Source organism: Shewanella sp. FeAMO, from assembly GCF_053653955.1.
In genome coordinates this window covers 4809678-4829455 of record NZ_CM132201.1, presented here as the reverse complement: position 1 = coordinate 4829455, position 19778 = coordinate 4809678, and the positions used below count along the sequence as shown (strand labels likewise).

At 55.2% G+C, this 19778-nt stretch carries 23 protein-coding genes; 12 read left to right on the top strand and 11 right to left on the bottom strand.

Going from position 1 to position 19778, the window contains the following annotated elements:
- Window positions 1-57 precede the first annotated feature (57 nt).
- The 8 genes from pbpG to ACWAU4_RS21640 all read right to left on the bottom strand — a co-directional run bounded on the left by pbpG (window position 58) and on the right by ACWAU4_RS21640 (window position 7095).
- Window positions 58-963, bottom strand: coding sequence for a D-alanyl-D-alanine endopeptidase (gene pbpG / locus ACWAU4_RS21675; RefSeq protein ID WP_082050271.1), 906 nt, complete (start codon window positions 961-963; stop codon window positions 58-60).
- A gap of 91 nt (window positions 964-1054) precedes the next feature.
- Window positions 1055-3133 (bottom strand): flagellar biosynthesis protein FlhA, encoded by a 2079-nt coding sequence (gene flhA, locus ACWAU4_RS21670; RefSeq protein ID WP_454290384.1) that lies wholly within the window; start codon window positions 3131-3133, stop codon window positions 1055-1057.
- 11 nt (window positions 3134-3144) lie between these two features.
- On the bottom strand, window positions 3145-4275 hold the full coding sequence (gene flhB, locus ACWAU4_RS21665; RefSeq protein ID WP_025009120.1) for a flagellar biosynthesis protein FlhB: 1131 nt from the start codon (window positions 4273-4275) through the stop codon (window positions 3145-3147).
- The gene (gene fliR, locus ACWAU4_RS21660) at window positions 4272-5051 is read right to left on the bottom strand and encodes a flagellar biosynthetic protein FliR (protein WP_044735535.1); all 780 of its coding nucleotides are present in this window, start codon (window positions 5049-5051) and stop codon (window positions 4272-4274) included. The genes flhB and fliR overlap by 4 nt, the downstream gene beginning before the upstream one ends.
- Before the next feature lies 1 nt (window position 5052).
- A complete protein-coding gene (locus ACWAU4_RS21655) occupies window positions 5053-5322 on the bottom strand; it encodes a flagellar biosynthetic protein FliQ (protein WP_025009122.1) in 270 nt (89 codons plus the stop codon).
- A 4-nt stretch (window positions 5323-5326) separates the two neighbouring features.
- The gene (fliP, locus tag ACWAU4_RS21650) at window positions 5327-6049 is read right to left on the bottom strand and encodes a flagellar type III secretion system pore protein FliP (protein WP_243890055.1); all 723 of its coding nucleotides are present in this window, start codon (window positions 6047-6049) and stop codon (window positions 5327-5329) included.
- Window positions 6050-6059: 10 nt separating this feature from the next.
- The gene (fliN, locus tag ACWAU4_RS21645) at window positions 6060-6413 is read right to left on the bottom strand and encodes a flagellar motor switch protein FliN (protein ID WP_028780412.1); all 354 of its coding nucleotides are present in this window, start codon (window positions 6411-6413) and stop codon (window positions 6060-6062) included.
- Entirely contained in the window at window positions 6379-7095 is a 717-nt protein-coding gene (locus tag ACWAU4_RS21640) for a flagellar motor switch protein FliM (protein WP_052658227.1), read from the bottom strand. The genes fliN and ACWAU4_RS21640 overlap by 35 nt, the downstream gene beginning before the upstream one ends.
- A gap of 704 nt (window positions 7096-7799) precedes the next feature.
- On the opposite strand from ACWAU4_RS21640, the gene ACWAU4_RS21635 reads away from it, so the two are divergent.
- From ACWAU4_RS21635 to ACWAU4_RS21600, 8 genes are all read left to right on the top strand, one after another.
- A complete protein-coding gene (locus ACWAU4_RS21635) occupies window positions 7800-8648 on the top strand; it encodes a MotY family protein (RefSeq protein ID WP_025009125.1) in 849 nt (282 codons plus the stop codon).
- Window positions 8649-8718: 70 nt separating this feature from the next.
- Complete coding sequence (locus ACWAU4_RS21630; protein ID WP_044736033.1) at window positions 8719-9963, top strand: sigma-54 dependent transcriptional regulator; 1245 nt, start codon at window positions 8719-8721, stop codon at window positions 9961-9963.
- Between the two features lie 26 nt (window positions 9964-9989).
- Window positions 9990-10325, top strand: coding sequence for a flagellar hook-basal body complex protein FliE (fliE, locus tag ACWAU4_RS21625; protein WP_025009127.1), 336 nt, complete (start codon window positions 9990-9992; stop codon window positions 10323-10325).
- Window positions 10326-10334: 9 nt separating this feature from the next.
- The gene (gene fliF / locus ACWAU4_RS21620; protein ID WP_025009128.1) at window positions 10335-12002 is read left to right on the top strand and encodes a flagellar basal-body MS-ring/collar protein FliF; all 1668 of its coding nucleotides are present in this window, start codon (window positions 10335-10337) and stop codon (window positions 12000-12002) included.
- A 10-nt stretch (window positions 12003-12012) separates the two neighbouring features.
- On the top strand, window positions 12013-12999 hold the full coding sequence (locus tag ACWAU4_RS21615) for a flagellar motor switch protein FliG (protein WP_025009129.1): 987 nt from the start codon (window positions 12013-12015) through the stop codon (window positions 12997-12999).
- A complete protein-coding gene (gene fliH / locus ACWAU4_RS21610) occupies window positions 12999-13727 on the top strand; it encodes a flagellar assembly protein FliH (protein WP_044735532.1) in 729 nt (242 codons plus the stop codon). Before ACWAU4_RS21615 ends, fliH begins: the two co-directional genes overlap by 1 nt.
- Window positions 13717-15042, top strand: a complete 1326-nt coding sequence (locus ACWAU4_RS21605; RefSeq protein WP_025009131.1) for a FliI/YscN family ATPase — start codon at window positions 13717-13719, stop codon at window positions 15040-15042. Before fliH ends, ACWAU4_RS21605 begins: the two co-directional genes overlap by 11 nt.
- Window positions 15039-15470 (top strand): hypothetical protein, encoded by a 432-nt coding sequence (locus ACWAU4_RS21600; protein ID WP_144190825.1) that lies wholly within the window; start codon window positions 15039-15041, stop codon window positions 15468-15470. Before ACWAU4_RS21605 ends, ACWAU4_RS21600 begins: the two co-directional genes overlap by 4 nt.
- On the opposite strand, the gene flgN is transcribed toward ACWAU4_RS21600, so the two are convergent.
- From flgN to flgA, 3 genes are all read right to left on the bottom strand, one after another.
- Window positions 15453-15905, bottom strand: a complete 453-nt coding sequence (gene flgN, locus ACWAU4_RS21595; protein ID WP_062793328.1) for a flagellar export chaperone FlgN — start codon at window positions 15903-15905, stop codon at window positions 15453-15455. The genes ACWAU4_RS21600 and flgN overlap by 18 nt on opposite strands.
- Window positions 15906-15912: 7 nt before the next feature.
- On the bottom strand, window positions 15913-16197 hold the full coding sequence (gene flgM / locus ACWAU4_RS21590) for a flagellar biosynthesis anti-sigma factor FlgM (protein ID WP_025009133.1): 285 nt from the start codon (window positions 16195-16197) through the stop codon (window positions 15913-15915).
- Window positions 16198-16291: 94 nt separating this feature from the next.
- Window positions 16292-17038, bottom strand: coding sequence for a flagellar basal body P-ring formation chaperone FlgA (gene flgA, locus ACWAU4_RS21585; RefSeq protein ID WP_208125289.1), 747 nt, complete (start codon window positions 17036-17038; stop codon window positions 16292-16294).
- Window positions 17039-17118: 80 nt separating this feature from the next.
- On the opposite strand from flgA, the gene ACWAU4_RS21580 reads away from it, so the two are divergent.
- From ACWAU4_RS21580 to flgE, 4 genes are read left to right on the top strand one after another with little or no spacing between them, the layout of a single operon-like run.
- Window positions 17119-17469: a flagellar basal body rod protein FlgB gene (locus tag ACWAU4_RS21580; protein WP_025009135.1), complete on the top strand. Its 351-nt coding sequence runs from the start codon at window positions 17119-17121 to the stop codon at window positions 17467-17469.
- Window positions 17470-17471: 2 nt separating this feature from the next.
- Entirely contained in the window at window positions 17472-17882 is a 411-nt protein-coding gene (gene flgC / locus ACWAU4_RS21575) for a flagellar basal body rod protein FlgC (protein WP_025888439.1), read from the top strand.
- A gap of 11 nt (window positions 17883-17893) precedes the next feature.
- Window positions 17894-18559, top strand: coding sequence for a FlgD immunoglobulin-like domain containing protein (locus ACWAU4_RS21570; protein WP_107005861.1), 666 nt, complete (start codon window positions 17894-17896; stop codon window positions 18557-18559).
- Between the two features lie 11 nt (window positions 18560-18570).
- Entirely contained in the window at window positions 18571-19770 is a 1200-nt protein-coding gene (gene flgE / locus ACWAU4_RS21565; protein WP_025888437.1) for a flagellar hook protein FlgE, read from the top strand.
- The last annotated feature ends 8 nt before the right edge of the window (window positions 19771-19778 follow it).

Here is a 19778-nt window from a genome sequence, read left to right as displayed (position 1 = left end):
TGGATGCGGCTACGCAAGCGTGAAAACCTGCGCTGAGTCACCGCTGTTTGCCGAATATTAACGGGTGGCGGCCAAGGCCTGACGTTCTGTTTGCTTTTGCTGTTTATAGTCCAGTGCTTCTTGGGGAACCGGACTGACTTTGCCGGTTTCCAGCCACTTCTTCAGGCGGCCGGCATCGGCCAAATGGGTCAGCTTGCCGAAGGCATCCAGTACCACAAAGGCGACTTCGCGCTTGGCCATTTTGGTGAGCATAACCAGACAGTGGCCGGCGTCATCGGTATAACCCGTCTTGGTGAGGTGGATCTGCCAGTTTTTCTTGTTCACCAGGCGATTGGTGTTGTAAAACGCCAGGTTATATCTTGGCTTACGAAACATGACGCTACGGTTGGGGGCCGAACTCAGTTCGCCGATCAGAGGGTATTTCCTGGCTTCACGCAGCAGTTTGACCAGGTCTCTGGCGCTGGAGACATTCTGCTCCGACAGCCCTGTGGGTTCGACAAAGCGGCTGTCAGTCATCCCCAGTTCTGCCGCCTTGGCATTCATTGCTTTGATAAAGGCCTGGTAGCCGCCGGGGTAGTGATGTGCCAGGGTCGCGGCGGCGCGATTTTCCGAAGACATCAACGCCAGTGCCAGCGCTTCTTTACGTTTCAACTCACTGCCGATACGGATACGGGACACCACGTTTTGCATGATATCGGCCTGACTGACATCCACGGCAATCCGTTCGTTGAGCGGCAACTTGGCATCCAGTGTCACCAGCGCCGTCATCAACTTGGTGATCGAGGCTATGGGCTGTACCTGCTGTGGGTTGTCCTCATAGAGGACCTCGCCGGTTTCCAGATCCACTAGCATGGCGCTGGCCGAGGCCAGCTGTTGCAGCTCGGCCCTGGCCGGTAACTTTTGCGCAGCCCAAACCGGCAGACAGCAGCACAGCAATATTATTAAGCTGGTAAGTCTTCGCATTACCTTAATCTTCCCGCAATCATTTCTCGTAGGACTTTAGTATAAGTTTAAGGTGAATTACAACGATTTACTCCATGCCAATAATGCCCGTTTATCCCAACTGACCGGCGACCATAATGTCTTTGTTTTCAGAAATCTCATTGTAAGACAACACATTAAGACCTCTTGAAAAGGCCAGAGCATAACGGCCCAGCAGCGGGCGCAACTGAGGCGGCACCAGTAGGATAGGGTGATGTCCGGCGGCCTTGGCCTCGGCCAACAGCTGGGGCATTTTTTGCTGTAGCTGCGCCAGCAACTGCGGATCCACAGGGAAACCATCCAGTGACACGCTGCCTTGCTGCTGGGCGGTGCTCAGGGCACTCATCAGTTGTCGCTCAAGCTCTGGGGTCAGGGTCATCACCTTGAGCTGAGGCGCATCTCCACAGATGGCCTGTACTATCGCCTGCCTTAGCGCGCAGCGAACATCTGCCGCCAACAGCACGGGATCTTTGCTGTTTTCACTGCAATCCAGCAGTGTGGTGCCTATGGTCAAAATATCCCGCAAAGAAACCTGTTCCCTGAGCAGTAGCCGGTACACCTTGAGCTGCTGAATCGGCGACAGCGCCTGGCTCAGTGACTCTGCCAGCTTGGGGGCCTGGCGCGCCAGTCGTTCATTGAGTGAAATCACATCATCGTGCTGCAATAGCTCGGCCATTCGCTCCCGCAGCAACTTGGCGACATGGGTGGCGATCACTGTGGCGTTGTCCACGACGGAATAGCCCAGGTTTAGCGCATTGGCTTTCTTTTCCTGCTCTATCCAGACCGCCTCCATGTTATAGGCAGGATCCCGGGTGATGATGCCGTCCAGCTCACCAAAAACATTGCTGCTGCGAATCGCCAGCAGTCGCTCTGGGTCCAGTTCTGCCGTGGCCACCAAGGTGCCCATTATGCTGATTTGGTAGTGAGTGGGGCTCAGCGCCAGGTTATCCCTGACCCTGACTTCCGGCAGCAGATAGCCCGCCTGTTCCGACAGAGTGCGGCGAATTCCGGTCAGGCGTTTCATCAGTTCGGCGCCGCGCTCTTTTTCCACCAGAGACACCAGGCGATAACCTAGCTTGACCTCTATCGCATCGACATAGGGCAGGCTGTCCCAGCTGGGCGCTGGAGGTTCGCTCAGGGCTTCGCCGGCCTGTTTGGCCTGTGGCGGTGGCATGATTACCGGCTTGGTCCGGTACTGTTTGTAGGCGACAAAACCCAACAACAACGCGGCACTGAGGAATACCCAAGTGGGCATGCCGGGTACCAGACCCATGATCAACATCACCAGCGCCGCGGTCGCCAGGGTTTTGGGATTGGCCAGCAGTTGTTCGTTGAACTGGGCCGGCATCTCTTCGGCATCTGAAACCCGGGTGACCACAATCGCCGCGGCGGTTGCCAGCAGCAGCGATGGGATCTGCGCCACCAGGCCGTCACCTATGGTCAAGAGTGCATAGGTCTTGAACGCCTCTGTGCCGCTGAGATCATGCATAAAGATGCCGATACAGATACCGCCTATGATGTTGATTGCCAGGATCAACAAGCCGGCAATGGCATCGCCGCGAACAAACTTGGAAGCACCGTCCATAGAGCCATAAAAGTCAGCTTCCGCGGCGACTTCTTTACGCCGCTCCCGCGCCTGATCCTGGGTCAGCAAACCGGCATTGAGATCGGCATCTATCGCCATCTGCTTGCCGGGAAGCGCATCCAGGGTAAAGCGGGCCGACACTTCGGAGATCCGCTCGCCACCCTTGGTGATCACCACAAAGTTGATAATCATCAGGATCAGGAACACCACGGCGCCAACCACATAGTTGCCGCCGATCACCACTTCACCGAACGCCTGGATCACCTTACCGGCGGCATCGCCGCCTTCATGGCCGCGGATCAGCACCACCCGGGTCGATGCCACATTCAGCGTGAGTCGCAGCAGGGTCGCCAGCAATAAGAGGGTTGGGAAAATGGAAAAGTCCAGCGGCCGCCGAATCGACACACTCACCAGCAACACCATGATGGCCAGCACTATGTTGAAGGTGAACATCACATCCAGCAGCCAAGGCGGCAGCGGCAGAATGATCATCGCCATCAGGGTCAGCAGCAGCAATGGCACCATGGCATGGGACTTATTGGCGGTAAGTAATCGCAGCCAGTTCATTGGGTTATCCTTTAGTCATGTCGCAAGTGGGGTGGAATATGAAATTCCGGCAGCGGTGCCGGCATGGGTTTGCGTCCGGCCCGGGCCGCCTGGATCTGCAAGACGTAATTGAGTACATGGGCCACGGCCTTGAACAGCGCCGCGGGGATCTGTTGCTCCACTGCCGTCGAGTGGAAGATGGCGCGGGTCAACGGCGGGATCCTGAGGATTTCGACACCGTGCTGCTTGGCAATCTGTTGCATATAGAGGGCGACTTCATCGCGGCCCTTGCAGAGAACGAAGGGGGCCTCGGCCCTGGCCGGGTCATACTTGAGTGCCACGGCATAGTGGCTGGGGTTGACCATCAATACATCGGCCTGAGGTACGGCGACCGAGGCGCGGGAACGGGCAAACTGTTGTTGCAGTTGGCGTATTCTGGCCTTGATTTCCGGCTTACCCTCCATCTGTTTATGTTCATCCTTGACCTCCTGCTTACTCATCCTCAGCTCTTTGTAGTGCTGCCAGAGTTGGTAGGGCACATCGACCAGGGCGATCACCAGCATTCCCAGTCCCAGATAGAGGATGTAGTCACTTAGCAGTTGCAGCCCTGTGCTGGCACCCTGCAGCAGATCCTGCTGACTCAGGTAGAGCAAGTGATCAAAATCATGCTTTAAAAACAGCAGCATGATCCCGATGAGCAAGCTGACTTTCAGGCAAGATTTCCCCAGTTCCACCAGGGAGCGGGTGCCACACATGCGCTTGAGGCCGCTCAAGGGAGCGATACGGCTCCACTTGAAGCCCGCATTGCCTAGGTTGAAGACATGGCCGCCGGGCAAGCCGCCCACAATAGCGGCCAGCAGCAGTATCATCAGAAACAGTGGTCCCAGCAGCTCGAGTATCCCCAGCAGCGCAGCGGCCAGGTGACTCTGCATCATTCCCGGGGTATCCAGGTTTTCGCGGCTGACCAGCATATGCAGCTCAGTCTGTTGCATCAGCTGCTGCGCCAGCCAATCGCCGCTGTTGCTCAGCAGCAGGGAACCGGCAATCATCAGCACACAGGCGCCGAGATCCTTCGAGCGCGGGGTTTGGCCTTTCTCTCTGGCCTTGCGCAGCTTGTGACTGCTGGCCTTTTCAGTCTTATCCTGGGAGGAGGATTGACTCATTGGCTCCCTCCCAAAAACTGATGCATGGCAAACAACGCATCGAGGCAAAAGTCACTGTACCTGTCCGGCAGAGTCGAGAAGGACAACAGGACACAGACAAGCCCCATGATCATGGTCATGGGAAAACCCAGGGCAAAGATATTCAAAGAGGGCGCCGAGCGGCTGAGCACCCCAAATGTCAGGTTGACCACCAACATCGCCATCACCGCCGGCAGCGCCAGCATCAAGGCGGCGGCAAACATCCAGCCAAACTGGCCGATCAGCTGCATCAAGGGCAGGTCGAACAAGCCGTTGCCTATGGGCCAGAGGCGGAAGCTGTCCACTATGATGCCGATGGCAACCAAGTGCCCGTCCAACGCCAGAAACAGCAGGGTGCCGTACATTACCAGCATCTGCCCCAGCAGAGGTTGGCTACTGCTGCTGCCGGGGTCGTTGGCCAGCGCCATGGAGAGCCCCATCTGCATCGACAAAATGGTACTCAGCAGGCTGAGGATATGCAGCATCAGGCTGAGAAACAATCCCAGCATCATGCCCAGCAGCAGTTGTTCCAGCGCCAGCAATACTGCCCTGAATGAGAGGGCGTCGAGGACGGGAACCGCCGGTAGTATCGGAATAATCAGCGCCGCCAGCAGCAGTGCCAACAATACTCTAATCAATACGGGGACATGGATATGGCCGAGGAAAGGCATCACCAGAAAAGCCCCCAGAAGACGACTGAAAGGCCACCAGAAAGAGCCGAGCAGTTGCTGCAGATAGTCTGTCGTCAGGCTCAGCATTTTAGCCAATCACATGGGGGATAGAGAGGAACAGCTGGTTGAACAGATCGAGCAGCTTCTGCACCAGCCACTGGCCGGCGAACAGCACCATTAGCAGAGTCAGTACCAACTTGGGCAGAAAGCTCAGGGTCTGCTCATTGACCTGAGTGGCGGCCTGAAAGATGGCGATCAACAGACCCAGCAACAGGCCCGGGCTGATCAACACCAATACCATCAATACCGCAAGGTAGATGGCATCGGAGAAAAAGCTTGTCAGTTCACTCAGCTCCATGGCGCTATCCGAAGCTGGCCGTCAGGGTGCTGACAGTCATAGACCAGCCATCGGCCAACACGAAGATTAACAACTTGAATGGCAAGGAGATAATCAGCGGCGACAGCATCATCATCCCCATGGACATCAACACGCTGGCCACCACGAGATCTATCACCAAAAAGGGCAGATACAGCAGGAAACCAATCTGAAAGGCGGTTTTCAGCTCCGACAGCACATAGGCCGGCAGGATCACAAAGAAGGGGAGCTGCTCCTGGGTCAGGGTCAAGGGTTCCTGGGCGATTTTCAGCATCTGCTCCAGGTCGGTTTCCCGGGTTTGCGCCAGCATAAAATGCCTCAGCGGCTGCTCGGCAATCTCAATCGCCTGCGGCAGCTCTATCTGCCCCTGATCATAGGGAAGGTAGGCCTTTTGATAGATCTCCTTGCCCACGGGTTGCATGATAAACATGCTGAGTACCAGGGCGATACCTATCAATACTTTGTTGGGCGGGCTCTGTTGCAAACCCAAGGCCTGACGCAAAATTACCAGTACTATGATGATACGGGTGAAACTGGTCATCATCAGCAGCATGGCGGGTAACAGGCTCATCACTGTCATCATCGCCAGAATTTCCAGCTTGATGTTGACCTTTTGTGCCTGTTGACCGTCGTCCAGGGTGAAGAGTGTCATGCCATCGGCGGCAGACACGGGAAGGGCCAGCAGTGACAGCAGCAATAAAATGAGCAGGAATAGGCCGCTATTCTTTGACCAAGGTTGCGCCACTGGCAACGACCTCCAGCAGCCGCACACCGTAACGACCATTGACTTCAACCACTTCGCCGCGTCCGAGCAGGGCGCCATTGACCCGGATATCCAAAGGCTCACCCACCATGCGATCCAGGGCAATAACATCCCCCTGTCCCATATGGGTCAGTTCGCCGAGTGTCATCTCAGTACTGGCCAGTTCCAGAGTGACCTGCACAGGCAACTGCTTGAAGAAGCTCATATCCCGGGAGGGCTTTACCTGTACCGAGGTCAACGGCTCTTCGAGCAGTTCATTGTCGAGTAAAAAATCATCACTCAGCGATGTTTGTCCATCCACTTTGATCATCCTCATTTTGTTGGAAAGCATCTTGATTCAGGCGAGCGACCAACTTGCCTTGGTGGCTGTGTACCGAGCCGTAGAACAAGGTCAGCCCTCCCAGTGAAATCGGGCAGCGTTGATGCAGATTCAGTGGAATGATTTCCCCGGGCTGCAGTTCGGCCAGAGCCTGTACCGGCATGGGTTGCCAACCCAGCTCCAGCTTGAGCTTGACCGGGATCTGGGTCAGCTGTTGTTCCAGCGCCTGTTCGAGATTGTCCGCTTGTTGATATTGGGGGGCGGCCTGACCGATACGTCCCAGCAGTTCGTCTGTCATGGCAAACAACATAGGACTGGTGTAATGGCTGTCCGGAAAGCTCATCGACCAAAGGGCCGCGACCCTGTATTCAGTCTCGGCACCGGACAGTTCTATCTGCAATTCGTCCGGCTTGATGGGATCAAAGGGCATGCTTTCCAGCACCGCCTGCATCAGTTTGAGCCCCAAGCGAAATTCCGACTGAGTCGGCGCTCCCAGCGGCGAGTACAGCTTGCCGGATTGACCGCCATAGTAGCTGCTGGCTAGCTGTTCGAGGGTACAGCGATCAATTCGCAATAAACCCAATAGCTTGCGTTGATATTTAAAGGCAAACCAATGATGTTTATTACAACTTTTCAGCAGAATTTCACCGGGCGTTAATTCGGTACGAATCAATGCCGGAAGTCCCTGTCTTGTCAATGGTTTGAGTATTTGATTTAGCGCTTGTAATAATCCTTGATTACAGTTATCCAACTGTCCGAATAAACGACTACGGGCTAATTTTTCTCGAATTAGAGCAATCGGCCTACAATCATGAGTCTGATCTGATTTTATTAGCTCTGCCCGTGCAGTTATCTTCATTCCATTATTACCGTGCAGTTATTTTCATTAAACCATTACCGCGCAGTCGCCGTTCGCAACAATACAGCTACAAAATAAGTTAATTTTTTGATAAAAAATAACCAATGACATATTAGACGTAGGGGGCAGAATATTATCAAAGTCTGGGCATCATACAAGCTGAAAAGTGTGTATTTATTCAGTGTCAAAAAATGGTTCCAAGACAAAAAATTGACACATTGATGTTAATCAAAAAAAGCGCTTTGTAATTTGACAGGATACATTTGTATGAGCTATTTTCGCCGTCAATTTTCTCGATAGAAAAGTGATTGTTTAATATTCTAAGAGATTTTTAACTGTTTTAAGGTTAATCGAATTGGCTATATTAATAGCGATTAAAATAGCGCCTACCTCTGGGTTTTAGGTGCTTGGAGTATATTTAGTTCAATTCGAATTCATCGCTGAAATTAAGGGTAATAACAAAGGAATTTACATTGTAATTATTCCATCTATTTATCCTTCACTAACTGGAATTTACTGTGTTGAAGCCTTTGACCCTAGCCCTGTGTTTCTTGCTGTTCAGCGCTATCAGTTTCGCAGAACCCATCACGCAGACGGTGACCTACAGAGTGGCCGCGGACGATGATGCCTGGCAACTGAGTAGCAGCCCCTTTGGTTGCCGGCTCAGCGTTGCTGTTGCCGGAGCCGGCTTACTGCAGCTGGAACTACTGCCAGGGCAACATTCCAACTTGTCCCTGATCTCCTCCTGGCTCAATCAAGCCCACAGCGTAAACGCCAGCGTTGGCTATCCGGCATGGGGCGAGGGATTTCCGGGCAAGGTGCAGAGCCGGCAGATGCAATGGCAAACAGGAAAGGCCAGCCTGAGAAGCGGGGAACTGGGCGTCTTTATCAAGGGGCTGGAGCAGGGATGGCGCTGGACATTTGAACTTGGACAAAGTGATGGATTCCTGCTTGAGGTCGATACCCTCAGTGCCCGAAGCCAGTTACAACCCTTGCGCCAGTGCCGCCAACAACTGCTCCCACAAGATTATGACTATGTTCATGATTTATCTATTTTTTACCCCTCAGGAATCGCTGGAATGGATTCGTCCATGCAGGCCGATATTCAAGCCGTGGCCCGTTACGTGGCGGTGGATCGCAACATCAAAAAAATCCTGATCGATGGTCATGCAGACGACGGCAGCTCCAGGCTGGCGGATCTGGTATTGAGCAAAGACAGAGTGGAAAACGTGGTGGCGGCTCTGGTGGAGCTGGGGGTGAAACGGCAGATGATAGAGGCCAGACATCATGGCAATCGTCAGCCCTATTCCAAGGAACAGTCCGAAGTGAATCGTAGAGTACGGATTCGACTGGTCAAAGCGGTATGAGGATAGAGTCTTGAAAAACTACAGCGTGGTTGGCTGCAAGGGGCTGGTCAGTACTCAGACAGCTCAGCTCATGGAACAGGAAGGGTTTAATATCATTGAAGGGATCAGCAGCTGGCTGGCGCTGGTCGATGTTTCTGCCTGCAGCCCCGAGCAGGTAGCCGGACGTCTGCATCGACAGCGGGCCCACAATTTGGTGGCGTTGCTGCAACCTGAGCAGACTGAGCTGGCGGTCAAGGCCATGCAGGCCGGGGCTCAGGACTACCTGCTGCTGCCCCTGGATGAAAGCCAACTGATCAAGTTGCTGTTTCGCCTGCGGCAGATGGAGCAGGAAGACAGCGAATTGGTGGTGGCTTCTCCCCTGAGTCGGCAGCTGTTGATGCTGGCCCACAGAACCGCCAAGGCGGATACCACAGTTTTGCTCACCGGCGAGAGTGGTACCGGCAAAGAGCCATTGGCGCATTTCATTCACCGCCATTCCAGTCGCAGGGAGCAGCCCTTCGTGGCGGTGAACTGCGCCGCCATTCCTGAGCAGATACTCGAGTCGGTACTATTTGGCCATGTTAAAGGTGCCTTTACCGGGGCCAGCGCAGATCAACCGGGCAAATTCGAGTTGGCAGAAGGTGGCACTCTGTTGTTGGATGAAATAGCGGAACTGCCTTTATCTTTGCAGGCAAAACTCTTGCGGGTATTGCAGGAGAGAGAAGTCGAAAGAGTCGGCGGTCATAAAATCATTCCTTTGAACATACGCGTTATTGCAGCTACCAACAAAAATTTAAAAGAAGCTGTATCTCAAGGCCGATTCCGGGAAGATCTTTATTATCGTTTGGATGTGTTGACACTGGAATTAAAACCCCTTAGGGAAAGGGCGGAAGATATTATTCCGCTTGCGGAACATTTTATTCAGCTTTATGGCTATTTGACCAATGGTCAAGAATGTTATTTAAGCGATGCGGCTAAAAATGCGCTAATTAATTATAACTGGCCTGGTAATGTCAGAGAGCTGGAAAATGTCATTCAGCGGGCATTGGTTATGCGTCATGGCACTATTTTACAGGTTGTCGATTTAGGCATCAGGCTGCCGGAAAATATTGCAAGTGTAAATTCCATTCCGGAACCTTCCAATGGGCTTAAAGCCTCCAAAAAACATGCAGAGTTCCAATATGTCATTGAGATTTTGAAGCGTTTTGGCGGTCACCGCAGTCGCAGTGCCGATGCTTTGGGAATGACCACCCGGGCACTGCGCTACAAGCTGGTACAGATGCGGGACGCGGGCATAGATATCGACAGCCTTTTAGCCAAGGCCAAGGCCGCCTGAATGGCTGACAACAGAGAATGGCAGCAATGAGCAACAATAGTATTTCCGCCGGTTTTAACAATATCCAGCAAACACTGGCCATCCACAAGGAGATTGCCCAGGGCGCAATCATGCCTTCCATCGATGGTCACACTCCCCAAGTCGTCTCCTTTGGCAGCCTGATGAAGCAGAAGCTGCAGGAGATCAATCAAGATCAGCTGACATCATCAATGCTGACCCAAGCGGTCGACAGCGGCAGGAGCGATGATCTGGTGGGCGCCATGGTGGCGTCTCAAAAGGCCAGTCTGTCGTTTTCGGCCTTGATGCAGGTGCGTAACCGCCTTGTTCAAGCCTTTGATGATGTTATGAAAATGCCCATTTAAGGACAATAGATGTCAACGAGTTTAGCTCTACCGGCAAAACCGTCTGCCGCCGGACAGAAGCCCATGCTGGAAGCGATCAAGGGGAAGCTATCCCATGTAAACCAAATGCTGTTGCTGGCTATACTGGCCTCGGCAGTGGCCTGTGTGCTGGTGTTGTTCCTCTGGAGTGGCAGCCAGGGATATCGGCCCTTGTACGGGCTCAAGGAAAAGGTCGACAGCAGCCAGATCATTGAAGTGCTTGAGGGTGAAGGCATTGACTATCGCCTGGAAGCCAATTCGGGACAGATCCTGGTGGCGGAAAACAAGTTGAGTTCGGCGCGGCTCCTGCTGGCGGCCAAAGGAGTACAAGCTCAACTGCCGGAAGGACTGGAAAACCTGGCCAAGGCGCCCATAGGTACCAGCCAGTTTATGGAGCATGCCCGCTATCTTCATGGTTTGGAAGGGGAACTGGCGCGCACCATAATGGCGCTCGAAGCCGTACGTTATGCCAGAGTGCATCTGGCGATTCCCAAGCGAACCCTGTTCATCCGTGCCGAGCCGGAAAAGCCGACCGCTTCTGTGTTGTTGGAACTCTATTCCGGGGCGCGTTTGGATGAGTCACAGGTCAGCGCTATTGCCAACCTGGTTTCCGGCAGCATTACCGGCATGACCCCGGCACAGGTGCAGATAGTCGACCAGGCCGGCAACTACCTGAATGCCGATATGGCCTCCGGCCAGGACATCAGCCAATCCCGCAGCAAGCAGCTCAAGTATACCCATGAGCTGGAAAACAACCTGATCGCCCGCGCCGAATCCATGTTGAATCCGATTCTGGGACGGGACAATTATCAGGTGCAGCTGGTCGCCAGGGTGAACTTTAACCAGATAGAGGAAACCCGCGAGTCTGTGGATCCCAATCCTGTGATGACTCAGGAAACACTCAACAAAGACCAAACCAACGGCAACCTGGCCTTGGGGATCCCCGGCGCTCTGAGCAACAAGCCTGTGTCTGGCAAGAAGGGCAAGAAAGAGGACAATCAGGAAAGCAGTCTGCGGCAACAGGAAACCCGCTCATACGAAGTTGGGCGCTCGGTGCGGCACACCAAATTCCAACAGATGCAGCTGGAAGGGCTGTCGGTAGCCATTTTGTTGAACCAACAGGCGGCAGGCAAAGAAGGTTGGCAACCACAGCAGTTGCAGCAGATAAGCGACATGGTTAAAGACGCCATAGGTTTTTCCGAGGCTCGTGGCGATCAGATCAATATCAACAGCTTTGACTTCGTGGTGCCGGAAAAGCCTGTGATAGAAGCTTTGCCCTGGTGGCAGAACGAGCATCTGCGTGAATACCTGAAATATGGCATAGGCACTCTACTGGCCTTACTGCTTATTCTGTTCGTGTTGCGCCCCCTGGTTCAGCACCTGACCCGCGGTGATTCAGGCTCAAGACACTCTGGCAACAAGGCCGGTGACAAAGCCGCTGAAATGGCGCTGGAAGCCGAGCCCCTGACACAAGCCATTGAGCCGCCTCAGCTGGCATTGCAGGCAGAGGACAGCAAGGCCTTGCCGCAGTCGAATCTGCCGCCGCCCGGCTCGCCACTGACGGTGAAAATGCAGCACCTGGGACTGCTGGCAACGGAAGAACCCGCCAGAGTCGCCGAAGTGATCAGCCATTGGATGAAGGACAAAAATCGTGACTGAACAAACGACTCTGGACAATCTTGAGCAGGCGGCCATGTTGCTCTTGTGTATGGGTGAGGAAGGTGCCTCTCAGGTCATGGCGCACCTCGACCGCCAGGATGTGGAACAACTGAGTTACAAGATGGCGCGCCTGTCTTCGGTGACCCAGCAGGAAGCGGAATCTGTACTGGATCGCTTCTTCAACCGCTACAAAGAGCAGGCAGGTATCGCCCGGGCGTCGAGAGCCTATCTCCAGAAAACCCTGGATTTGGCACTGGGTGACAGAGTCGCCAAGGGGCTTATCGACAGCATCTATGGCGATGAGGTCAAGATGTTGGTTAAGCGGCTGGAGTGGGTCGATGCCAAGCTGTTGGCGCGGGAGCTGCAACACGAACATGTGCAGCTGCAGGCCATCATGTTGGGACTCTTGCCACCGGAAATTGCCGCTCAGGTATTACAACATCTGCCGGGAGACAACCAGGACGAAGTGCTGGTACGCATAGCCCGCCTCGGCGAGCTGGACCGGGATGTGGTGGAAGAGCTGCGGCAACTGGTGGAGCGCTGCATGGTGATGGCGATGGAGAAGAGTCATACCCAGGTGTCCGGCGTGCGTCAGGTGGCCGACATTCTCAACCGCTTCGATGGTGACCGTGAACATCTGATGCAGATGATACGCTTGCAGGACAAGCATCTGGCCAATGATGTTACCGAAAACATGTTCGACTTTATCATCCTGGGCCGTCAAAAGCCGGAAACCCTGCAGGAAATCCTCGGGGCGGTCGAAGCCGAGTCGCTGGCACTGGCACTCAAGGGTATTGATGGTGAACTGAAACGCACTCTGCTCAACGCCCTGCCCAAGCGGATGTCTTCCGCCATTGAGACCCAGGCCGAGGCCTTGGGCGCTGTGCCGCTGAGCATGGCCAATGAGGCGCGACGCAACATTATGGAAACGGCCAAAGAGATGATGCAGAACGGCGAAATCGAGCTGCAACTGTTTGAAGAACAGGTGGTTGAATAATGGGTGCAGATAGTCGCCTTTGGCGCATAGGTGCATCTCAGGTGCGCCGTTATCAATTTGCTCCCCTGGAAGGGGAGAGTCCTGAACAAGGCAACTGGCAAGACTTCCAGCAAGCGTTGGAGCGGGGCTATCAGGAAGGCTGGGAACAGGGCTTTGAAGCCGGCAAGACTCAGGGCGAAACCGAGGGGCGCCAAGCGGGCCAGGAATCCGGGCTGCGGGATGGGCTGGAGCAGGGGCGCAGCCAGGGATTGGCACAGATAGATGAGCAGTTGAATCAGCTATTGACGCCCATGACGGCATTGCAGCAGCTGCTCACCGAGAGCCACGCCGAGCAGATCCAGGCGCAACAGCAGTTGATTGTCGACCTGGTCAGAAGGGTGGCACAGCAGGTGATCCGCTGCGAGTTGTCGCTGCAGCCGCTGCAGATCATTGCTCTGGTTGAAGAAACCCTGCAGGCACTGCCCAAGGATGCCAGCGATATCAAGATCCACCTGGAACCCTCAACCATCAAACAGCTACAGCATCTGGCGGCCGACAAGGTGGCTGACTGGCACCTGGTGGCCGACGACAGCCTGAGCCAGGGCAGTTGCCGGGTGGTTTGTGATCAGTGCGATGCCGATGCTTCCATGGAAACCCGCCTCAACAACTGTATGGATCAGGTTGAAGCTCATTTGAACGACGACCTGATTCCAGAAGCCGAGGCCACAGTCGCCAGCAATGAAGACTAATGTCCTGGCCGGAAACTGGCCCCGGGTACCGGTAGCCCAGATATACGGACGCCTGACCCGCGTGAGTGGCCTGTTGCTGGAGGCGGTCGGCTGCAACCTGGGTATTGGCGATCGCGCCATGGTGGAGCGGCGCGATGGCGCCTATGTCGAGGCCGAGGTGGTGGGGTTCCATCAGGGGATCCTCTGCCTGATGCCTATCACAGACACCCAGGGGCTGAGCCCTGGCGCCCGGGTCATTCCCCAGACAGAGACCCATAAGATCCCTCTGGGTGCCGGCCTGCTCGGCCGGGTACTCGACGGCCTTGGCCAGCCGCTGGATCAGCTCGGGCCGCTGAGTGGCGTGCAGTTTTGTCGCCCGGTCACTCAGGTACCCAATCCTCTTGCCCGGCAACCCATTACCCGTATTCTCGATGTGGGGGTCAGAGCCGTCAACGGCTTGCTGCCGGTTGGCTGTGGTCAAAGGGTAGGCTTGTTTGCCGGTCCCGGGGTGGGCAAGAGTGTACTGCTGGGGATGATGACCCGCTTCACCGAGGCCGACCGCGTGGTGGTAGGGCTCATCGGCGAGCGCGGCCGAGAGGTGCGCGAGTTTATCGAGCAGGCCTTGGGTGAAGAGGGGCGCCGCCGCGCGGTGGTGGTTGCCGCTCCGGCAGATACTTCCCCCTTGATGCGCCTCAGAGCCATGCGCCTGTGTCACCAGATAGCCTGTGGCTTTCGCGACGAGGGCCATAGGGTGTTGCTGCTGGTGGATTCACTGACACGTTACGCCCAGGCACAGCGGGAGATAGCCCTGAGTTTGGGGGAACCGCCGGCCACCAAAGGATATCCGCCTTCGGCCTTCGCCCAACTGCCTTCATTGGTGGAGATGGCGGGCAACGGCACTCATCCACAGGGAACCCTGACGGCGTTTTACACTGTGCTGACCGAAGGGGAAGATACGCAGGATCCCATCGCCGATGCGGCCAAGGCGATACTGGATGGTCACTTCTTCCTGAGCCGCCGCTTGGCTGAGGCCGGGCATTTCCCGGCACTGGATTTGGGAGCCTCTATCAGTCGTTTGGCGCTGCAGATTGCCCCCAAGGAACAACAGCAGGAGATGGCACTGGTTCGGCGTATGTTGGCGCGTTATCAGGAAGTACGTGAGCTCTTGCCGTTGGGCGGTTATCAACCTGGGCAGGATCCCGAGTTGGATGCCGCCGTGAGCCATTACCCGAGGATTGCCGACTACCTGACCCAAACCACAGACGAGGCGGTTGACCTTTCGGGTAGCCAACAACAACTGCAATCGCTGACCCGCGCACTGCGAGGTGAGTCATGAAACTGTTGCAACGCCTGAGCCATCTCGAGCAGCGTAAGCTCAGCGAGTTGGCGGAGCAAAAACAGGCGCTGCAGCAACGTCAGGCCCAAGTGCAGGGGCAACAGCAGCAGGTGGCGTTACTGGAGTCCCATTACAGCCAGTTTCGTCAGGGTTCAATTGTGGGGCTTTGCAACAGTCAGGCCTTGCTGCAAAGACTGCAACCATTGAAGCAGAGTCTCAATACTCAGCAGCAGTTGCTCGGCAATGAACAACAAAGGCTGCAGGGCTTATGGCAGCAGCAGTTGGGGCGTTATCAGCGGGTAAATTGGTTTGACGGGCAGCAACAACAGCGACAGCGACGACGGCTGGAGCAGCAGGAGCAGTTTCAGCTTGATGAGTTGGCGGGCGGCAGTACGGCGCGGCTTAAGGCTTCAGGGAAACTGAGGTGAGGCGAGATTCTGTGGGTACTCATCGGCATTTCCCAGCCCCAGAATGCCGCGGATGATCTCCTGTTGGCGCACCAGCAGTTGGCCGTTGAGCTCGTTGAGTCTCTGGCTCTCTCTGGCCTGTTGCAGCAGTTGCTGCCACAGTTGTTCCAGTTTGTGAGCTGCCTGCTCGGGCAGTTTACTCTGCAGTTGGCGTATGCCCTGATGATCATTGCTGACACCTATTTGTGCCAGATGTGCGGCGCGCTGCAGCGAATTGTGCTGTAACTTGGCAACTAACTGATCCTGCTGCTGGTTATGCTGGATAAGCCCTTGATTGTCATGGCGCAGCATCAACTGGCGCTGCTGTTGCAGCAGCTTCTTTAACTCCCGGTAGTCCAGTATGTCCTGGCGGATCCCGGCGACCAGACTTTGCAGTGCTTCGCGTTTATTGCTCATGGATGGCTTACTTGTCCTGTTTCCCGTGCTGCTGCAGCATAGCTTTGGCCATGGCCTCGACATCCAGTTCAAAATTGCCCTGTTGCAGTGCCTGACGCAAGCTGGCCACCTTGAGTTGATCTACCTCGCTCTCCTGAGCCAGTTGAGTCTGGGCCTGATTCAGCCAGTGATACTCAGGGCTTACCTTATCCTGCTGGGCTGCGGATACCGTGGTTTCCTGGCGTTGACGCCGATTCGCTGCGGTGACGCCACTGTCGCTGACAACCGCATGCAGACGCTGAGTGATTTCCATTGAACCCCCGAAATAATGTGCTCTAGTGAGTAAAGGCGACCGAATCCGTAAAAAATAAAATTATTTTTGTGATGTGGCTACTTTTGCTGAGTAATTACTTTTGTGGTGTAACTATGCCCTGCGCTATCGGGTAGGCCTTGATGACCTTCTGCGAGCTTAAGTTTCGCACCCTAATCACTTCTCCCCGGGAGGCACTTTCCAGCGCGGTGCCCGGCATTTGAGCTTCAAAACCCTCCTGGCTGACCTGGATGGTCACCTGTTCACCGGCACGCACCCAATCACTCTGGCTCAGCTGTCGCAGCAAGATGGCTTCACCTGCGCGGATCCTGCGCGCCACCTGTTTGCCTATGAGCTCGCGTTGGCTGCTGACAATGTCTCTGTCACTGGCCTGCAACTCCAGCCAGCGCCACTCTATGTTCCGCGCGTCGATGATGCTGCCTCTGTGCAGGGTTTGTGTCAGCACAGGCAATTGGGCCTTGGCTTCGACCCTGGCCCGTAGAAAGAAACGCCAGTCGGCCGCCGGACAACGCACCTCCAAAGATACCCGTCCCCAGAGCGGCGCCGAAGGGTTGGCCAGGCTGATGTCCGGCTTTTGCGGGCAGTCGGGTAAGCGCTTGACCCCGGATGGCAGTGTCATTCGAATCTTGCTTTGAAGCGGTTTCATCTGTTGCGCCGCAGCAAACTGCTGCAATTGCTGCTGCAGATATTGTCTGGCCGCTTGCTCGACCTGGTTGGCCGAGGCGGCCGCCGGCAACGGAAGCAGCGGAAACAACAGCAAAAGCAGCAAGGCAAAAGGGGAAATCAGGGTTCCGCAATTATTGATGGTTTGCTTGTTAGTCATTGTATTTTAAAGGTAAAAAATATTGGCATGGTATTTGTTACAGGGAGCGAAAACCTATGGATACCTTACTAGGAGAAACCATGGCTATCAAGCTCGATGCGGCATTGGGTCTGCATCCTCAATTATTGGATTTCAGGGTTGAGCGCAGCAAGGTGCTGGCCGGAAACCTGGCCAACGCCGAAACACCCGGCTACCAGGCCAGGGATCTGGACTTTGGTGCTCTGATGGCGCAGCTGGATGCCGGTATCCCCTTTGGAGGGCAGTACACAGTGGGGTATCGGGTGCCTTATCAGTCCAGTGCCGATAACAGCACGGTTGAACTGGGACAGGAGCAGGCGCGTTTTTCACAAAATGCCATGGACTTTCAGACCAGCCTGACCTTTCTCAATATGAAAATCCAAGGCCTGAAGGCCGCTATCGAGGGTAAATAGTCGTGTCATTTGCAGAGATATATCAGGTTGCCGGCAGTGGCATGACGGTGCAGACCCTGAGACTGAACGCTATCGCCAGTAACCTGGCCAACGCAGGTGTGGCTGCCGAGTCCAGTGATAGCGCCTACCGGGCGATAAAACCGGTATTTTCCACCCTCTATCAGCAACAAAACAACAGCGTCAGTGCCAAGGTGCAGATCAAGGCCCTGGTGCAGTCCGATGCACCGTTGGAAACCCGTTATGAACCCGGCCACCCGCTGGCCAATGCCGATGGCTATGTGACCTATTCCAATGTCAACACAGTGGAAGAGATGGCCGACATGATGGCCGCCAGCCGCGCTTTTGAAACCAGTGTCGAAGTGATGAACCGCGCCCGCTCCATGCAGCAGGGACTCCTGGCTCTGGGAAAATAAGGGAATAGAGGATGCAACAGGTACAGAACGTCAATACCCGCGAAGATGGCCAGAAGACAGATGCCATCCGTGCCAACGGCAATGATCCCGCTTCGCTGAAGAACGAGTTCATGTCGTTGATGATAGCCCAGATCAAGAATCAGGACCCTACCAACCCCCTGGATGCCAGTGAGTATCTGGGCCAGTTGGCGCAGTTTTCCCAGGTGGAGAGCCTCGAGGCGATGCGCCAGAACCAGAAAAACCAGATGACCATGATGGAAAACCTCGGGCTGGTGCAATCGGCTTCCCTTATCGGTAAGCAGGCCATGGTGCCGGCAGACAGCTTTACCGCGGCCGAACATGTGATAGACGGCAAAGTCTATCTGGAGCACAGCGCCTCGGCGGTGACTGTGGAGATCAGCGATAAAAACGGGGAAGTCGTCAAAACCATGGAGCTCGGCAGTCAGGCGGCAGGTGATGTCAGTTTTCAGATAGATCCCGAAGGACTGGGGCTTCCTCCGGGGGAATACCAATTGAAAGTTCAGGCCAGCGACGGTGAAAAAGCATTGAAGGCTCAGTCATTTCTCGCCGGCGAAATCAGCAAGGTTCATTTCGTCAGTGCCAAGGGCATGATGATGGCTGAGCTGGCCAACGGTTTGGGCACAGTGTCTGTGCTGGATATTTCCGAAGTTTCATAACAGGAGACAAGATGTCTTTCAATATTGCGCTAAGTGGATTGCAGGCCACAAGTCAGGACCTCAACACCATAAGTAACAACATTGCCAACGCCTCTACCTGGGGCTTCCGTGGTGGTCGCAGCGAGTTTGCCGCCATCTACAACAGTGGCATGGGTGCCGGTGTCAATGTGATGAATACCAGCCAGAACTTCTCCCGTGAGGGCACGCTGACCTACACAGGCCGTGAGCTGGATATGGGGATCCAGGGCAGTGGCTTCTTTATGTTGCGTGGCACCGATGGCTCCAATCTTTATGCCCGCGCCGGGATTTTCGGCCAGGATGCACTGGGCTTTATCACAGATCCTGTCGGCAACCGTCTGCAGGGCTATCCGGCCACGGCCGATGGCGTGCTGCAAACAGGCACCATGGGTGACTTGCAGATCAAGACAGGTTCTCTGCCGGCCAAGGCGTCGACTCTGGTCAATCAGGTGTCCAACCTGGATGCGCGTATGGAAGCCATAGATCCTGCAACGACGCCATTTTCGCCCACAGACCCGGCGAGTTATCACTCCTCGGGTACTGTCAGTGTGTTCGACTCACTCGGCAACCAGAGATCCCTGACCCAGTACTACGCCAAGACAGGCGACAATGAATGGAAAGTCTACTTCGTGCTGGACTCGGCTGTTCTCGAACCCAAAGACGGCCACAGCCTGCAGTTTGACAAGAAGGGCAGCCTGAGCGGCGGCGACAAGCTGAGCCTGACTCTGCCCGCCAAGGCCGGTGCCGAGGATGTCAGCCTGGCGGTGAACTATGAAGGGTTCACTCAATATGCCAATGACTATAACAACTCCAGCCTGAGCCAGGATGGTTATGCCGCCGGCGAATTCAACAAGATACGCCTGGATGACAGCGGGATGCTCTTCGGTACCTACACCAATGGTCAGGAGTTGCTGCAGGGCCAGGTGGTGCTGGCAGATTTCAACAATCCCAATGGTTTGACGCCGGTGAGCAACAACGCCTGGCAGGCCTCTGCTTCAGCTGGGCAGGCCACAGTCGGCGCACCTGGCAGCGGTACTCTGGGCAGCCTGAAGGGCGCCTATCTTGAGGGTTCCAACGTGGATACCACGGCCGAGATGGTGAGCCTGATGACGGCGCAGCGTAACTATCAGTCCAATGCCAAGGTACTGGACACCAACTCGACCATGCAGCAGGCGCTGCTGAACGCCATCTGACGGATGAC

Excerpts from the sequence above, each read along its gene's own strand:
- pbpG (WP_082050271.1), bottom strand. The coding sequence starts at position 963 with ATGCGAAGACTTACCAGCTTAATAATATTGCTGTGCTGCTGTCTGCCG.
- flhA (WP_454290384.1), bottom strand. The coding sequence starts at position 3,133 with ATGAACTGGCTGCGATTACTTACCGCCAATAAGTCCCATGCCATGGTG.
- flhB (WP_025009120.1), bottom strand. The coding sequence starts at position 4,275 with ATGAGTCAATCCTCCTCCCAGGATAAGACTGAAAAGGCCAGCAGTCAC.
- fliR (WP_044735535.1), bottom strand. The coding sequence starts at position 5,051 with ATGCTGAGCCTGACGACAGACTATCTGCAGCAACTGCTCGGCTCTTTC.
- ACWAU4_RS21655 (WP_025009122.1), bottom strand. The coding sequence starts at position 5,322 with ATGGAGCTGAGTGAACTGACAAGCTTTTTCTCCGATGCCATCTACCTT.
- fliN (WP_028780412.1), bottom strand. The coding sequence starts at position 6,413 with ATGATCAAAGTGGATGGACAAACATCGCTGAGTGATGATTTTTTACTC.
- ACWAU4_RS21630 (WP_044736033.1), top strand. The coding sequence starts at position 8,719 with ATGGAACAGGAAGGGTTTAATATCATTGAAGGGATCAGCAGCTGGCTG.
- fliE (WP_025009127.1), top strand. The coding sequence starts at position 9,990 with ATGAGCAACAATAGTATTTCCGCCGGTTTTAACAATATCCAGCAAACA.
- fliF (WP_025009128.1), top strand. The coding sequence starts at position 10,335 with ATGTCAACGAGTTTAGCTCTACCGGCAAAACCGTCTGCCGCCGGACAG.
- fliH (WP_044735532.1), top strand. The coding sequence starts at position 12,999 with ATGGGTGCAGATAGTCGCCTTTGGCGCATAGGTGCATCTCAGGTGCGC.
- ACWAU4_RS21605 (WP_025009131.1), top strand. The coding sequence starts at position 13,717 with ATGAAGACTAATGTCCTGGCCGGAAACTGGCCCCGGGTACCGGTAGCC.
- ACWAU4_RS21600 (WP_144190825.1), top strand. The coding sequence starts at position 15,039 with ATGAAACTGTTGCAACGCCTGAGCCATCTCGAGCAGCGTAAGCTCAGC.
- flgN (WP_062793328.1), bottom strand. The coding sequence starts at position 15,905 with ATGAGCAATAAACGCGAAGCACTGCAAAGTCTGGTCGCCGGGATCCGC.
- flgM (WP_025009133.1), bottom strand. The coding sequence starts at position 16,197 with ATGGAAATCACTCAGCGTCTGCATGCGGTTGTCAGCGACAGTGGCGTC.
- flgA (WP_208125289.1), bottom strand. The coding sequence starts at position 17,038 with ATGACTAACAAGCAAACCATCAATAATTGCGGAACCCTGATTTCCCCT.
- ACWAU4_RS21580 (WP_025009135.1), top strand. The coding sequence starts at position 17,119 with ATGGCTATCAAGCTCGATGCGGCATTGGGTCTGCATCCTCAATTATTG.
- ACWAU4_RS21570 (WP_107005861.1), top strand. The coding sequence starts at position 17,894 with ATGCAACAGGTACAGAACGTCAATACCCGCGAAGATGGCCAGAAGACA.
- flgE (WP_025888437.1), top strand. The coding sequence starts at position 18,571 with ATGTCTTTCAATATTGCGCTAAGTGGATTGCAGGCCACAAGTCAGGAC.